Here is a 16555-nt window from a genome sequence, read left to right on the forward strand (position 1 = left end):
TTTGATTATTCTGACTGACTGCGAATGGCCCAGAACTCCATATTCAGGCCAGGAAATTCTCCGGCGAGATGAAGCGCAAAGGCGCCTGATCGTTCCATCTCCTTCCACAACTCACTGTTTTTATCCAGTTCAAAGTAGCTGTAACCTGCATGCCATGGGATTTGCGGTGGCGCACCCGGCATACTGATTAGCGTCAGGCCAGGCAACTGAAGTTGCACCAGATCGCGAATTTTGGTGACAGGGGCGACTTTCATCTGCGCTGGGAAATGGGTTTTTATTGCATCGACAGGTACATTGGCTTTTACCGCCAGCACGAAACCAAATTCGCGCACCATGCTGCTTTCCGGCACCGTTGCCACATTCAATCCATGTGAGCGCTGGGTCAGAGGCAGTTGAATGGCGCTCTCCTCCATCACCTGCGACAACGCCTGCCGCATTTGCAAGGTCAAGTGCGTAAAGCAGCCATGCAGATCGTCATGGTCATAACGCGGAAACACATCCGGCGTGCGGGCGGATGACCAGGTGCATAGCTCCGACGCCAGTTGTAGCCAATGACTAAACAGAGATTCAGGATGCAGTAACGGTAAGCTTTGCAGATGTGCATGCAGACCCAACTGCCGGTTTAACAAGGCCAGCAGCATGAAATCGACCATATCGGCGCTGTTAAAACGACCGGTACCCGGTGTGCGCTGACTCAGTTGCTGGCTGCGTTGCAGAATCAAGCCATGCAGATCGTTCATCATACTTTGCAGCCCGTGACTCTCGGTCAGGGTGAGCATCGGTGGGATATAATCGCTGTCGAGACGAAGGTGATTATAACTGCGCTTTTCCACTACGCGCGCCACCCCCATCGCCGTCCATTCTGCGGTGAGATCCTGCTCCAGCATCAGGCGCAGGCGCAATTTACCGAATTGAACCGTGGCTGCCCCCACCGCCATTGCGTTGTCATCTTCCACCTCGCTTTCCCATGCCAGATAACGCGCCAGTGAGTCTTGTGAATCCTGAAATGTCACAGCCTCACGTCCATTGCGTCGCGTCGGGATCGCCAGCACCACTTTTGCCCGATCGACATTGTCTGGCAGATCCAACGGAGCCGGTCCCTGCTGAGGCTGGCTGAAGGCAAAAAAAGTGCCATCCGGCAGGCAGCCGCTGGCCGCATTTAAGGCCAGCTTGCCCTGACGCAACAGCGCCTCATCAAATTCAACGTCAAAAAATCCCCAGGTGTAGACGCGCTGGGACTGACCCCATTCACGTAAGGTACTGTGCAGAAAATTTTCTGACTGCTGGAAGTGATGTGGCCGCAGAAACATACCTTCCGTCCACACCACCTTTTCGGCTCTGTTCATAATCATCCTTTACTGCTTAACCAGGCGCAGGCCATTGATATCGGCAACGATGTTGGCATCCAGCTCGCCATCATGACTTTTCCAGAATTGCCAGAACGCACCGTTATTCCCATCCGGGAAGGGCAGCGCCAGACGCCAGACTTTTCTATCCAATGTCTGGTATTCCGCCATGATGCCGATGAAGCGCGCTTCCTCCAGGCTTTTGCCACTGAGCGTGTTGCTAAGCTGCCCTGCCCTCAGGAAAAACTCTTGATTGTTCAACAGTGAATTGCCCAGTACCGTGACTGGCTGGTTTTGCAGAGAATAGAAGTCCGCAGACATAAATGCGGCATCAGAGGTTAATAGCATCACCCGAACTTTGAGCGGCGCGCCCGAATTGATTTGCGGATGCGCCTGCATATGCAGGTTGTAACGCGCCACTGAAGGCTGCCCGCTACTGCATGCGGCCAGTAGCAAGGCGAACAGCGGAAGAAAGCACATTCTCAGACGGTTTATCACCATCACCTTTCCCTCCATCTTCTTCAGCGCGCTTAGTTGATGATCCAGGTACCACTGTTTCCGTTCTGGCAGGCTTTGCTGTCGCCATCAACCGAGACGCAGGTCTTTTTCTTGGCACTACGTACACGGCGTTTAGGCTGATCCGCTTTCAGGGTTTGATCATAAAGATCGCTTTTCACCAACGCACGGAACGGTACATAGCCTGTGAGCTGAGCTGCGGCTGGTGAGGCTACAGCTTTTGCATCGTCGGTTTTCTGGCCTTCAGCCGGGGCTTCTGCCTGCTGAGGCAACTCGCCAATTGCTAGCCAATTGTTCTCTACCATACCGAGTACGGTGTAGGTTCCACCGGTTTCAAGACTGGTCACCACTTTGCCGCCGAAATCAGGACGGGTCATAACAGACGTCGGGTAAAGCGCACGATAGGCCTCGTTGATGGGGCTGAATTGCCCAGGTGGTATAACAGCATGGCGGTGGACCAACGCTACACCGTCAACGGTGCTGGTCTCCAGGGTGTCATCAGTGATTTGCGGTGGCGCTTTACAACCTGCCATAGCAAGGACAAACAGCAGGCTTAACGCGATGCGGAGATTCACCATTTTCTTCATGTTTAGTTCCATTAATCTCTAAAAAATGGCCATTGGCCGGTTGTTAGCAAAACAAATCACTAAATGCAGGGACAAGCCTATACATTCAGGACCATTTGATAGTTTGGCTCCGGAGTTTTCTGGAACCTTTAGATCAAATATCAAGTTAAAATAGATCAATACAAATTATGTAATTGAGATGCAATAAAAGGGAGTGCAAGACCAGGAAGGATTTTAGGTTGCAATGAAAACATTCATCAAAGTGATCAATATTTGCAACAAAAATAGGGTAAAGCAGCGTTCACAAGATTTACTAATGACATTCCTGGTCTGAAATCCACCCTGCCATATGAAACCACTCAATCAGGGTGCAAAAGTCGTGACGAATATTAATCGCGAGAAACATGGATCGCAATCGATCTAAATCAATAATTTAAGATCAACTTGTAGCTCCATAGCTACCGCACGAGCTCAGTTAAATCCGCTCGCGAGCACAAATAATCATCCATGTATTTACATCCGCGAAAGATTTACATAAGCCTGACAAAATATCAACGTCCGCTCCCCTTAGAAACATACATAAACATTGCTTAACAAATGTATTTAATGGAAACTTACCCCGCCTTGCGCTACTGAAATCAGATTTTTCTCAAAAAAACATTGAATACATAAGAAAATTACCACTTAAGATAAAAAACCATCCATCAAAAATTCATAAAAATTCACAAACAAAGTGGCACTGATTGAAGAAGTGTTTACTCAATTTGGGTTAACCATGACAGGTCAGGTTTTTATACTTAAAAAACATTACGAAGCGGATATTTTGTCCGTTTATCGCAGAATTTCGCCTGCATCTTAGACAGAAACGCCCGGCATGAATGTAAAGGAAATGAAATGAATGGATGGTTCAGGCAGGAATGAACGGAAGAAAGATAAAAAATGGCGCGATAAACCGCGCCTTTACAGGGAAATCGTCACTAATGACGTTTTATCCACTTTAGCACCAGACGATCGCCCAGCCATTGAATACCGCACACCAGAATGATCAACCCCGTGATTACCGCCAGCATCACATTAGTTTCAAACCGCTGATAGCCATAACGACTCGCGAGAACACCCTGCCCCCGGCACAAATTGCCCCGGCCATCGCGGATGCCCCGACCAGCGCCACTAATGTAATAACGAGTCCTGCCAGAATGCCCGGTAACGCTTCCGGTACCAACATTTCCCAGACGATACGCAATTAGCTGACCATCATGATACGTACGGCATCAATCAAACCACGATCCTCCTCGCGCAATGACACGTTCGCCACGCGGGCAAAATAAAGCGTCGCGGTGATCAACAGTGGAACAATCGCTGCTCAGGTTCCAAGCGACGTGCCAACCAGAAAACGCGTAAAAGGAATCAGCGCCACCAGTAGAATATTAAATGGTAGGATCGAAATCCGTTGATAATGATCCTCAACACATGTTCAATCAGCCGATGCTCGGCAATGCCACCGGAGCTGGTCACCACTATCAAACCCAATGGCGACCCGGCAACCAGTTAAACCAGTTGAACCCGTTAACCCCTTCAAACCAGGCCAGAAACCAGCATCGTCAGTAAGGTATAGCCAATGGCATTAAGCATTGAATCAATCATTACCGGTGACATAGCCGAGTAGCTTAACTTGTGCCTGCTAATGTTGCAGCCATCTGATGAATGATCATCCCATGCAGTGGAAGTCCCCATGCCAGATTTATGTAACCAACAACAAGTGGTGGTCATTATGGTGGTCTTGACAGAACTACTATTCAGGTTTAGCTTATTTATTAGCCAGTTACTGGCTAAGGCGATCCCAGTCAGAGGAGCCATATTTAAAGAAACCCGCTCAGGGAAACCTGAGCGGTTTTTTTGCTTTTCATCACGTTGCGTTCCCTCGTCTCTAAAAAACTGGCATCGACATCCTGTGCCAGATTCTGATCGCAAAAGGGTCATGTTTGAACCTTGCATACCCTTTTATGTATTTTTGACGCCCACGTTCCCAATGAAAACACGCCAAAGGTTCAAAAATGAACCTTTGAGCCATCAGGTTGTGTACGAGCACTCGGCAACTGCCCTCATTCGCTACACTTCCGTCCAACCGCGCAGCAGGTTGTGATACATGTTCAGCAGAGACAGCAGCTCCTCGCTATCGCCATGACGCGCTTTGAGGCTTTGGATATTACGATCCAGTTCAAACAGCATGGCGCGTTGTTTATCATCACGCACCATCGACTGAATCCACAGAAACGAGGCCACACGTGCGCCGCGCGTCACCGGTGTAACACAGTGCAGACTACTCGAAGGGTAAAGCACCAGATGTCCGGCAGGCAATGTCACCTTATGTTGACCATAAGTGTCTTCAATTACCAGTTCGCCGCCGTCATAACTGTCAGGTTCACTGAGAAACAGCGTGGCCGAGAGATCGGTACGCATCCACCCGGCAGCACCATTATGTCTCACCGCGCCATCAACGTGAAAACCGTAGGTCTCACCCTGTTCGTAGCGGTTAAACAGCGGTGTAGAAATAGAGCGCGGCAGTGCAGCAGAAAAGAACAGCGGGTTGTTGTTTAAAGCCTGCATCACTGCTGTTTGCAACCGATCATAAAGCGGCGTACGCGTATCAATCTGCTGATTATTTTTTACCGTTGCGCCCTGGCTGCCCACCGTGGCGCGTCCGTCAATCCATTCGGCCTGTTGCAGCAGCGAACTGAAATTTGCCACCTCTTCAGGCGTCAGCACTGCAGGAATGTGATACATCATCGCGGTGTTCTCTCATAAATAGGGGCGCGAACGCCCCACGTTGACTCTTAGAAATGTACGTTTGCCGTTAACAAGAAGGTACGTGGCTCACCCGGATGGTAGCGGTATCCACTCTTATTGATGGAAGCCACATAGTGGGTATCGAAAATATTGTACGCGTTGAGCTGCAGATCGAGGTTGTTATTAACCTTGTAGCCCAGCTTCGCATCTGCCACCCAATAACCTTCAGTATGGTCTGGCGTGCCTACCGCGCCATCGCTGCCGCGACGCAGACTGCCCACGTAACGCGCCCCCGCACCAACAGAAATCGCATCAGTGGCCTGATATTGCGTCCACAAGGTGAAGGCGTGTTTCGGTGTATAAGCGATAGCAGATGAACCATCCTGAGCGACGGCTGCGCCCTCTTTCACCGAAGCGTGCTGCTGGGTGTAACCGGCAATCACTTCCCAGTCTGGGGTGATGTTGCCAGTAGCTGAAAGCTCATAGCCCTCAACGCGTTTTTTACCGGTCTGTGAGTAAGTGCCGTCGTCATTCGCGGTGACTTCGTTTTCGATATCGGTGCGGAACAGCGCAGCATTCAGTAGCAGACGTTTATCCAGAATCTGCCATTTGGTTCCCACTTCGCTTGATTTAGCTTTCTGAGGCTGGAAATCAGTACGGTTTGCACTGTTACCGGTGCCACCTGCCGCCAGCGCAAAACTGCTACCACCCGGAGGCTGCTGAGAAATCGCATAGTTGACATAAACATTGCCCTGCTCGGTCAAACGATAGAGCGCACCCGCTTTCCAGTTCACCAGATTGCCAGACTTGGCGGTATCAACGGTGGTGATAGGCGTGCCGCGTGCGATGCCCGTTGGACACGCCAGCGCACCGCGCCCGCTGCCGCCACACGCCGTAGCACTGTCATAATCAGTGTGATAGCTATCAAGACGAATGCCGCCGTTCAGCTCGAAGTTTTTGGTCATAGCCAGCGTATCGAAGGCATAGATTCCGGTGGTATCGGTCTGCCCGTTGGCATTGGCGCCATTGCGATCCAGCCCACCCACGGAAATGCTGCTGATCGGATGGTAGATATTAACCGCAGGCGCAGTAATGGCGTTGACGCCGTAGTTGGTCTGGTTTTCACGCGTGAACTCCACGCCAGCACTGACATCGTGCCCCACTGAACCGGTATAGAATTTCGAGGTAATATTGGTCTGGTTAGTAAGGATGCGGTTACTGACATCTTTCAGGTTTGCGTTGCGCGTCCAGGTCCAGGTGCCAACATCATTAGGATTTGGCGTGGTAATGGTGCTGCCCATTACCGCGGTCAGCAGATACTCCTGCTTCACTCGCGACCAGCGCGTGGTGTTGCGAATCGTGGTGCTGTCGCTAAGATCGTGCTCGAAGCGAATAGTGCCGCTATCGGTGGTGGATTTGTCGAAATCGGAATCGGTACCGTAATAATTACTGGTCGCCACTTTACCCGAATGATTAAGTGCAGAGGTAGCGGCAGTCGGTGACGAGTATCCCGGCAGGCCGATGGTCGGAATGCCGCCATCTGGTGTGTTGTTCTGATGCACATGCAGATAGTTCAGATACAAACGCGTTGACGTATCCAGACCGAATGCCAGTGAAGGCGCGACACCATAACGCTCATTTTGCACATTATCGCGTGCGGCATCGTGGGTTTTCTCGCCCATAAGATTGAGGCGAAACGCGCTGTTGTCGTTGAAGGCCTGGTTATAGTCCAGCGTACCGCGGCGCATCCACGCACTACCGACACTGGCCGACGCATCCAGGCCCGTATCCAGACGCGGCTGCTTACTGATCATGTTAATTGAACCCGACGGCGCGCTACGACCGTAATCAGTGCCAGACGGCCCTTTAATCACTTCAATCTGCTGAGTATTAAAGGTATCGCGTGTCACGCTACCAATATCACGAATGCCGTCCACGTAAATGCTGTTTGAAGTATCCATGCCACGCATATACACGGCATCACCGGTCGAAGAACTGCCATTTTCCCCGGCGTAGAACGCCCCCACCCCCGGCACATTTTTCAGCGCATCGGTCAGGTTATTGACACCTTGATCTTTGATCACCTGATCAGGAATGACCGTCATGGTGCGGGTGGTATCCACCAGCGGACGGGTAAATTTGGGGTCGGCAGAAGTATTAGGCGCATACAGAGAAGGCGTTTGCGCCGTCACCACTAAAGTGTCGTCAGATTTTTTGTTGGCATTATCAGCGGCCAGAGCAGCAGCAGGAGAAATACCAATACATAGCCCGGTGAACAGGGTCAGCGAATTGAAACTGCCAAACGGCAAATTGCGATTGTTATCCATTTTAAAAAGTAAATTTCTTATCGTTATTGACGGGCTTATTGCATCAAGCAAACCAAAACACTCAAGGTGCCATGATCTCCACTGCCTTGAGATGCAACACCTAAACGATAACGCCAATGGTTATCATTTACTTTTTTATTCTTGCATGAAGCGCAACGGCTTGGGAATAAGTTTCTTTACGGTAGCCTTACATAATTAATACAATCAGTGCCAGCAGGAGGGTTGCGTCAGGGTTTGCTCAAGAAGTCGTCAGGAAGGGCTAATATTCAGGCACAAAAAACCCGCTGGACAGGGCAGCGGGTTTTTAAGCAGCGCGCACAGTTCATTCCAGTAACTGTATCGCATAGCGTGATGCAGGCGTTCATCGCTCATAGTAGCGATACACCGACGGATGGAATTCAATGCCATAAAGTTGGCTGACCGGAATCAGCAAATCAATATGATTGCTGAGATCGAACTCACGCTCTTCAGCGGGTTGTGATGTGGCGTTGATCAGGCGATGGAACCACTGTGACAGCGTCGTTTTCATCGTCAGGTTCTCCAGTAAGGGTTGACCCTGACAGTAAAACCTAACTTGCTTTATAACCAAAACGATAAGATATGCGATTGAATCCCAATTAATGCATATATTGAAGGCCGCCGTCTGCTACGACGGCCCACTCCGTTATGCCCGGCTCTTCGCCAGCATACGACGGTAATTATTGAGCCATTTGCCGCTGGTCAAACGGAACCAGAAGAACACACCGCGCACTGTCCAGTCGAGGAACATGCCCAGCCACACCCCGACCACGCCCATACCGAGCATGATCCCCAGCACGTAGCCGGCAACCACGCGCGCACCCCACATGCTGAACATTGACACATACATGGTGTATCGCGCATCGCGCGCGCCTTTCAAACCAGCAGGTAGCACCCAGGATGCGGTCCAGATCGGCATAAAGGCCGCATTAAGCCAGATGAGGTGTTTGGTGACTTCAATAACTTCAGGGTCGCGGGTGTAGAATCTAGCCAGCGTGCCCGCCAGTGGTACGGTGATCAAGGCCAGTGTGCACAGCCCAATCATCGCCAGCCAGAACACATGTTTAATCTGCCTTTCCGCCTGCATCACCTGATTTTTACCCAGCCGCTTACCGGTAATGATGGTGGAAGCCGAACCGAGGGCGTTGCCCGGAAGGTTAATTAACGTGGCAATGGAGAAGGCGATAAAGTTACCGGCGATTTCATTGGTGCCCATGCCTGCCACAAAGATCTGCGTCAGCAATTTACCGCCGTTAAACAGCACTGACTCAATACTGGCCGGCACCCCGATCCCCAGCACTTCCATCAGGATGTTGCGATCCCAGCGTCGGAAATAGCTGGCGATGCTGATTCTTAACGCCGGCGTAATGCCACGATACAGCACATAAATGGCCGCCGCCGCGCCGATATAGCGTGAGATGGTTAATCCTAACCCGGCCCCAACGAAGCCCATCCCTTCCCACCCCATCGCACCATAAATCAGTACGCTACTGATCACGATGTTAAGGATGTTCATGCCGCCATTAATCAGCATCGGAATTTTAGTGTTTCCCGCTCCGCGTAACGAGCCGCTACCGATCAGGGCGATCGCCGCGGCTGGATAGCTCCACGCCGACGTTTGCAGGTAGCTCAGCGCCAGTTCCTTCACCTTGGGTTCCGCGCTGCCCGCGATAACATCGATAATCAGATGTCCCCAGATCTCAATCACGATCACCAGCACGAATGCCAGCACCGTCATCAAGCCCAGCGACTGCCGCGTAGCTGCGCGCGCGCGTTTGCCGTTGCGCTTGGCGAGGCTAAAGGCCACCACCACCGTGGTGCCGAGATCAATCGCCGCAAAGAAGGAGATAATCACCATGTTGAAGCTGTCGGCCAGACCGACCCCCGCCATCGCCTCTTTCCCCAGCCAGCTCACGAGGAAAGTACTCAGGACGCCCATCAGCATCACACAGAGGTTTTCAATAAAGATGGGCACGGCTAATGGGGTAATTTCACGCCACAACAGCGTGCGATAAGAGCGACGTTTCGGATACCACGCCGTATTTCTGACCGCCCGCATCACTGCTACGCCAGGATTTTGCAAGGGAGTACCAAATCACTTTGGAGAGGAAGAAGAGTAATAATGATGATAGGCCACTAAGAAATATGCAAAGTGTTTCCCATCACCATTTAATCATTATTACAAACTTTTTGTCGCCACCACCGCAGGATCCGCTGCACCACCGAGATAAGCGCTGCGCACCTCATCGTTATTTAGGAGTTCTTCCCCACTGCCGCTCAGTTTGATCTCGCCGTTGACCATCACATAACCGCGATCGGCCAGTCGCAGCGCATGACGGGCATTTTGTTCTACCAGGAACAGCGTCATGCCCTGCTGGGTCAATTCACGCAGGATGCTGAAAATTTGCTTCACCACAATCGGCGCCAGACCCAGACTCGGTTCGTCCAGCAGCAGCAGTTTTGGGCGACTCATCAGCGCACGCGCAATCGCCAGCATCTGCTGCTCTCCACCCGAGAGCGTCATGGCACGCTGTTTACGCCGCTCCAGCAGGCGCGGAAACAGTTGGTACATGCGATCTTTATCCTCTTTCACAAAGCGATCGCCCACCGCGATCGTGCCCATCAGCAGGTTCTCTTCCACCGTCATATCGGGAAAGATGCGGCGGCCTTCAGGCGCTTGTGCAATGCCGCTGGCGGCGATGAAATGGGTGCTGCGATGGCTGATGGACTCGCCACGTAAGCGAATGTCACCACTGGCAATGCGCGGCTGGCCAAAAATCGACATTAGCAGCGTAGATTTTCCCGCGCCGTTAGCACCGATCAGCGCCACCGTTTCCCCCTGGTTCACCGTCAGGGAAACCTGCCTGAGCGCCTGAACCGGACCATAAAACACGTCCACCTGTTCAAAACTCAACATCGGTTCAGTCATGGTCGCTCTCCTCATCTGCGCCGAGATAGGCGGCGATAACGTTGGGATCGTGGCGAATTTGCTGCGGCGTCCCCTGTGCAATGACATCGCCATGATCCAGTACCACAATGTGATCGGAGATGCGCATGACCATCGGCATGTCGTGCTCAATCAACAACACGCTGATACGGTGATCAGCGCGTAAGCGATGCAATATCTGACTCAGCGCATCGGTTTCGACCGGGTTTAATCCCGCGGCCGGCTCATCCAGACAAATCAGTTCCGGTCGCGTGCACATGGCACGCGCAATCTCCAGTCGGCGCTGCTGACCATACGAGAGCGTGCCAGCCAGTCGATTGGCGCTGGAGACCAAATCCACATTTTCCAGCCAGTAAAAAGCGCGGTCTAACGCCCGATTTTCCGCTTCGCGATAACCACGGGTATTCAATACGCCGGCCAGCAGTTGACGATTGACCTGCATGTGCTGCGCCACCAGCAGGTTCTCTACCACCGACATCTCGCGGAACAAGCGGATATTCTGGAAGGTACGCGCCAGCCCAGCACGGTTAACCAGGTGCGCGCCGCCAAACATTTTGTACCACACGCGCGAACCCAGCCGTGCCGGATGAAGCCAGTCCTGCGGATGAATTTTTTGCCCCAGCACCTGGATCACATCGGTACTGCGCTGTTGGGCATTAAGTATGATGCGCCCGCCGGTGGCGCGATAAAACCCGGTCAGGCAGTTGAACACCGTGGTTTTTCCCGCCCCGTTAGGGCCGATTAATGAGGTAACCGAACCGCGCGCCACAGAAAGGCTGACATCGTTCAGGGCTTTGATGCCGCCGAAGCGCATCATTAAATGATCAACTTGTAGAATGGCATCACTCATGGCGTACTCCTTTCCGCAGCGGAACACCCACACGTGCAGTACGAACCAATCCGCGTGGTCGCCAAATCATCATTAACACCATCAGCATGCCAAACAGCAGCACACGATATTCGGCAAAACTACGCAGCAGTTCAGGCGCGACTGTCAGTACAAAAGCGGCAAGCACCACGCCCAGTGTCGAGCCCATCCCCCCCAGAACCACAATCGCCAGGATTAACGCTGATTCGAAGAAAGTAAAGGAAGTTGGATTCACGAACCCCTGATAGCTGGCGAAAAACACCCCGGCAATCCCGGCCATCGAGGCACCTAACATAAAGGCGGAGAGTTTGACCAGTACATGATTAAGCCCCATGGCGCGGCAGGCAATTTCATCTTCCCGCAATGCCTCCCAGGCGCGGCCAATGGGCATGCGCGTTAACCGATGCTTGATTAACAGCACCAGCAGCACCACGAGTACCAGTACCACATAGATGAAGATGAATTTCATATTCGGGTTGTAATCGAGATGCAGAAACTCGTGATAAGGCACGCCCCCGTCCCGCGCCCGGCGAGCAAATTCGAGGCCGAAAAATGTCGGGGAAGGCACCGATACGCCATTGGGTCCACCGGTAAACGACAACCAGTTGGTTAAGACCAGACGGATGATTTCACCAAAGCCGAGGGTCACAATCGCCAGATAGTCACCATGCATGCGCAACACCGGAAACCCCAGCAGCGCTCCGGCAAAGGCCGCCATTAATGCCGCGATCGGCAACATACTCCAGAATCCCAGGCCGAGGTACTCGTAGCCCAGTGCCAGGCCATAAGCGCCGATGGCATAAAATGCGACATAACCCAAATCAAGTAATCCCGCCAACCCCACCACAATATTGAGCCCCAGCCCCAGCAGCACATAAATCAGCCCCAGAATGGTCACGGTTAACAGGTATTTACTCGATAGAAATGGAAAGGCAAATGCGGCAATCAATAACAGCGGCAATATCCAGCGCATCCGCGAGCGATAACCCGGTTCGCGGACATATACGCCATCGTCATTGCCTTCAAACTTGCGTGTAAAGCGTTGTCCATAGGACGTACGGGTGAACAGGCTGAGCATTAAGCGCCCTACCATCACTAATCCCACTAACAGCGCCACACGTTGCGGCGACAGTGTGAAGCTGTAACCCTCCAGCACCACGCCCACAATCGGGCCAAACACCACCAGCGCAATCACTCCCGCCAGCAGTGTGTCGAGCAATGCTTCACGCACGCCCGCTTTTTGCGTCATTGCATTCATCGTGGCTTCCTCACACTTTTGCGACCAGCGGACGACCCAGCAGTCCCTGCGGACGGAAGATTAAAATCACCACCAGCAGCGAAAACGAGAACACATCTTTGTAGTCAGAGTTAACCAGCCCCGCAAACTGCGCTTCCGCTACCCCAAGCAGTAGTCCACCGAGCATGGCTCCGGGTAGAGAACCGATACCGCCCAGTACTGCCGCCGTAAAGGCTTTGATACCGATAATGAATCCGGCATAAAAATCAAACGTGCCGTAATTCATGGTCACCAGCACGCCCGCCAGTCCGGCCATGGCTGCACCGATGACAAACACCAGCGAAATCACGCGGTCAGTATTGATGCCGAGAATCGATGCCATGCGCCGATCCTGCTGAACGGCACGGCAGACGCGGCCAAGTTTGGTGTACTGAATGATCCAGGTGAGCAGCGCCATGCCACAGAAAGCGGCAATCAGAATAAAGACTTTGGTCCAGGTGATTTGCACAATGCCGCCATCCACTTCCATGCGCAGCACACCCGTCAGCAGCGTCGGGATGCCCTGCTGGTTGGGCCCCTGGCTAAGCTGCACGTAGTTTTGCAGAATCAACGACATGCCGATGGCGGAAATCAACGGTGCAAGGCGCGTGGAATTACGCAGGGGTCGATAAGCAATACGCTCGATGACCCAGCCATAAGCCGCCGTGACAATAATAGTGAACAGCAAGGTGCCGAAAATCAGTAATGGAAAGGAGTGAATACCGAAGAAGCTCAGGAGTGCTAAGCCTATTGCGCACAAATAGGCGGAGACCATATACACCTCGCCATGCGCGAAGTTGATCATGCCGATAATGCCGTAAACCATGGTGTAACCGATGGCGATCAACCCATACACTGCGCCCAGCGTCAGGCCGTTAATCAGCTGCTGTAAGAAAAAGGCGTCCATAAATCCATCCCGCGCGTAAAGGGAGCGCATACCTCGCGCCCAATGGCGAAAGGCCCCGTGATACGGGGCCGCGTATCGAATTACAGTTGGTGATACTTGCCTTTATCATCCCACTGATAAACCACATAATCCGAGACTTTCAAATCGCCTTTGCCATCCCAGGCTTTTTTACCCATCACGGTATCGACGCTGTTGGCTTTTAACCAGTCACTGGCTTTGGCGTTGTCTTTACCCGCCGCTTTGTAAGCCGCCGCAATAGCCTGCACAGAGGCGTAAGCATACAGGGTGTAACCTTCCGGTTCGAAGCCGCTGGCGCGGAACTTCTCAATCACCGCTTTGCCATCCGGAATGGTGCGCGGGTCATTACCGAAGGTCATATAAACCCCTTTGGTGTATTGAGGGCCACCAGCCGCTGTTACCATCTCTTCCGTCACGATGCAGTCTCCGGAGAAGAAGGCGGCATTCACACCCTGCTCACGCATTTGACGCACCAGCGGACCGGCTTCTGGATGACAACCACCGAAATAGACCACGTCGGGTTTCACCGCGCCAATCTTGGTGACCAGCGCATTGAAGTCTTTCTCACCGCGTGAAAGCCCTTCATACAGCACCTCTTTCACGCCACGTTTTTCCAGCGCAGCTTTGGTGGCATCGGCCAGCCCCTGACCGTAAGTGTCTTTGTCATGGATTACCGCCACCTTTTTCGCTTTCAGTTTGTCGATAATGAAGTCCGCCGCAATCGCGCCTTGCTGATCGTCACGGCCACACATGCGGAACATGGTTTTCATGCCGCGCTCGGTGATTTGCGGGTTGGTGGACCCGGGGGTGATCGCCAACACGCCCGCTTCGTCATACACCTCTGACGCGGGCATGGTGGAGGAGGAACAGAAGTGACCCACCACCGCCATCACTTTGTCCTGATCGACGAGTCGGTTTGCTACTGATACCGCCTGTTTGGGTTCGCAGGCATCATCGCCCTGCACCAGCACAATTTTTTCGCCGTTAATACCGCCAGCGGCATTGATATCATCGGCAGCCTGACTAGCGCCCTTCCAGTATTGCGCCCCGTAGGTCGCATTTGGACCAGAGAACGGGCCTGCCACACCAATCTTGATATCCGCCTGAGCGTAAAATGCCATGCTCAGACAACCTGCAAGTACCACCTTCACTGGGTGTTTCATGAATTTCAAAGACATGCTTTCAATCCTCAACGGGTCAGGAACGGAGCCATACCACGGCCTGGGAGAAATCAATTTCTGAAACTTTTGCAGCACTGTATGCAGCCGATAGGGCCACGATTTAGGATCAAGCAAGAAACTCGCCAAAGAAGACGGTCGGTGGCAGCTTTTTGCAGTGGCATCGCGCCAGGGCAGACGAGGCGCGAGGTGACATCCCTGCTAATCATAAACATAGCCAGAGTTGCGCCGCACACCAGCACCGTGATGGTGCAGAATGCGGTCGATCACAGATTATTCATCGTGCTGGGGTGTTTATCCGCTATGCTCTGGTCAAATCGGTCCACGTTTCCTGAAGGAGAATCTATGAATACGCAACGGAACGGATTGAGTAGCCAGCAGGCACTGGATGAACTGGAGCGCCTGTATGAAAGCGCAGTGGAAGCACTGCGCAACGCGATTCGCGATTTCACGACAACCGGCACGCTGCCGGATGAAGATGCGCGACAGAAAGGTCTGTTTGTTTATCCGGAACTGCGCATCACCTGGCTGGGTGAAGGCCCACAGCAAAACCGCACTCGTGCATGGGGACGTTTTACCCACACCGGCAGTTACAGCACCACCATTACCCGCCCGGCACTGTTGCGTCACTACCTGAGTGAGCAATTACAGATGCTGGAGAAAGAGTACGACGTCCTGGTTGAAGTGGTGCCTTCTCAGCAGGAGATTCCGTACCCGTACGTCATTGATGGCCTGACACTGGATCGCTCGATGAGCGCCAGCATTGCGCGCCATTTCCCTACCACCGAACTGTCGCAGATTGGCGATGAAACCGCAGATGGCCTGTTCCATGCGAATGCCATTTTCCCGCTGTCACACTTCGATGCACTGCGCACTGATTTCTCACTGGCGCGTTTACGCCACTACACCGGTACAGCCGTCGAGCATTTCCAGCCGTTTGTGCTCTTCACTAACTACACGCGCTATGTCGATGAGTTTGTGCGTTGGGCGATTGAGCAGGTTAAGGATCCTTCCACACCCTATGACAGCCTTGCCTGTGCTGGCGATGTGGTGATCACCGCTGACACCCAGGATCCCACGGCAATGATGTCTGATCTGGCCTGGAAGAAGCACCAGATGCCGGCCTGGCACCTGACATCACCGAATCGCCGTGGCATCACCCTTGTGAACATTGGTGTGGGTCCGTCCAATGCCAAAACCATCTGCGACCATCTGGCAGTGATTCGCCCCCACGCCTGGCTGATGATTGGTCACTGCGGCGGCCTGCGTGAAAGCCAGACCATCGGTGATTACGTGCTGGCGCATGCATATTTGCGTGACGATCATGTGCTGGATAGTGTGCTGCCGCCGGACATTCCTATTCCAAGCATTGCTGAAGTGCAGCGCGCGCTCTATGACGCCACCAAAGCCGTGAGCAGCATGCCGGGAGAAGAGGTGAAACAGCGTCTGCGCACCGGTACGGTAGTGACCACAGATGACCGTAACTGGGAGTTGCGTTACTCCGCTTCTGCACTGCGCTTTAACCTGAGTCGCGCGGTGGCAGTTGATATGGAGAGTGCCACGATTGCCGCGCAAGGCTATCGCTTCCGTGTACCTTACGGCACCTTACTGTGCGTCTCGGATAAGCCACTGCACGGCGAGATTAAATTGCCGGGCCAGGCGAATCGTTTCTATGAGGGGGCTATTTCTGAGCACCTGCAGATTGGCATTTGCGCGGTAGAACTGCTGCGTGCTGAGGGCGATAAGTTGCATTCAAGGAAGTTGCGCACCTTTAATGAACCCCCTTTCAGGTAAAGGTTTA

At 52.8% G+C, this 16555-nt stretch carries 14 protein-coding genes; 2 read left to right on the forward strand and 12 right to left on the reverse strand.

Annotated features, from left to right (window positions below; genetic code table 11):
- Positions 1-5: 5 nt before the first annotated feature.
- The 3 genes from tssK to QMZ65_RS22175 are packed head-to-tail and all read right to left on the reverse strand — an operon-like array spanning position 6 to position 2461.
- Positions 6-1346 carry a type VI secretion system baseplate subunit TssK gene (gene tssK, locus QMZ65_RS22165; protein ID WP_283216690.1) on the reverse strand — a complete coding sequence of 447 codons (1341 nt, stop codon included), beginning with the start codon at positions 1344-1346 and terminating at the stop codon, positions 6-8.
- A 9-nt stretch (positions 1347-1355) separates the two neighbouring features.
- Entirely contained in the window at positions 1356-1847 is a 492-nt protein-coding gene (gene tssJ / locus QMZ65_RS22170) for a type VI secretion system lipoprotein TssJ (protein WP_097116737.1), read from the reverse strand.
- A 29-nt stretch (positions 1848-1876) separates the two neighbouring features.
- Positions 1877-2461, reverse strand: a complete 585-nt coding sequence (locus QMZ65_RS22175; RefSeq protein WP_097116736.1) for a hypothetical protein — start codon at positions 2459-2461, stop codon at positions 1877-1879.
- Between the two features lie 1398 nt (positions 2462-3859).
- On the opposite strand from QMZ65_RS22175, the gene QMZ65_RS22180 reads away from it, so the two are divergent.
- Complete coding sequence (locus QMZ65_RS22180; protein ID WP_283216691.1) at positions 3860-4036, forward strand: hypothetical protein; 177 nt, start codon at positions 3860-3862, stop codon at positions 4034-4036.
- 501 nt (positions 4037-4537) lie between these two features.
- Here the strand turns inward: QMZ65_RS22180 and ybiX are convergent.
- The 9 genes from ybiX to QMZ65_RS22225 form a co-directional block, all read right to left on the reverse strand.
- A complete protein-coding gene (gene ybiX, locus QMZ65_RS22185) occupies positions 4538-5215 on the reverse strand; it encodes a PKHD-type hydroxylase YbiX (protein ID WP_283216692.1) in 678 nt (225 codons plus the stop codon).
- A gap of 47 nt (positions 5216-5262) precedes the next feature.
- The gene (locus QMZ65_RS22190) at positions 5263-7542 is read right to left on the reverse strand and encodes a catecholate siderophore receptor Fiu (protein WP_283216693.1); all 2280 of its coding nucleotides are present in this window, start codon (positions 7540-7542) and stop codon (positions 5263-5265) included.
- 361 nt (positions 7543-7903) lie between these two features.
- Positions 7904-8071 (reverse strand): hypothetical protein, encoded by a 168-nt coding sequence (locus tag QMZ65_RS22195; protein ID WP_166932180.1) that lies wholly within the window; start codon positions 8069-8071, stop codon positions 7904-7906.
- Positions 8072-8206: 135 nt separating this feature from the next.
- Positions 8207-9619, reverse strand: a complete 1413-nt coding sequence (locus QMZ65_RS22200) for an EmmdR/YeeO family multidrug/toxin efflux MATE transporter (RefSeq protein WP_160832776.1) — start codon at positions 9617-9619, stop codon at positions 8207-8209.
- Between the two features lie 120 nt (positions 9620-9739).
- Positions 9740-10489, reverse strand: coding sequence for an ABC transporter ATP-binding protein (locus QMZ65_RS22205; protein ID WP_097116733.1), 750 nt, complete (start codon positions 10487-10489; stop codon positions 9740-9742).
- Positions 10482-11357: an ABC transporter ATP-binding protein gene (locus tag QMZ65_RS22210; RefSeq protein WP_097116732.1), complete on the reverse strand. Its 876-nt coding sequence runs from the start codon at positions 11355-11357 to the stop codon at positions 10482-10484. The genes QMZ65_RS22205 and QMZ65_RS22210 overlap by 8 nt, the downstream gene beginning before the upstream one ends.
- A complete protein-coding gene (gene livM / locus QMZ65_RS22215; RefSeq protein ID WP_283216694.1) occupies positions 11350-12633 on the reverse strand; it encodes a high-affinity branched-chain amino acid ABC transporter permease LivM in 1284 nt (427 codons plus the stop codon). Before livM ends, QMZ65_RS22210 begins: the two co-directional genes overlap by 8 nt.
- 10 nt (positions 12634-12643) lie before the next feature.
- On the reverse strand, positions 12644-13558 hold the full coding sequence (locus tag QMZ65_RS22220; RefSeq protein ID WP_283216695.1) for an ABC transporter permease subunit: 915 nt from the start codon (positions 13556-13558) through the stop codon (positions 12644-12646).
- A gap of 80 nt (positions 13559-13638) precedes the next feature.
- Positions 13639-14697, reverse strand: a complete 1059-nt coding sequence (locus QMZ65_RS22225) for a branched-chain amino acid ABC transporter substrate-binding protein (RefSeq protein ID WP_160868152.1) — start codon at positions 14695-14697, stop codon at positions 13639-13641.
- 402 nt (positions 14698-15099) lie between these two features.
- Between QMZ65_RS22225 and QMZ65_RS22230 the strand changes: the two genes are divergently transcribed.
- Positions 15100-16548, forward strand: coding sequence for an AMP nucleosidase (locus QMZ65_RS22230; RefSeq protein WP_283216696.1), 1449 nt, complete (start codon positions 15100-15102; stop codon positions 16546-16548).
- Positions 16549-16555: the final 7 nt, after the last annotated feature.

The organism is Pantoea sp. EABMAA-21 (assembly GCF_030053335.1).
Lineage (GTDB): Bacteria > Pseudomonadota > Gammaproteobacteria > Enterobacterales > Enterobacteriaceae > Pantoea > Pantoea communis.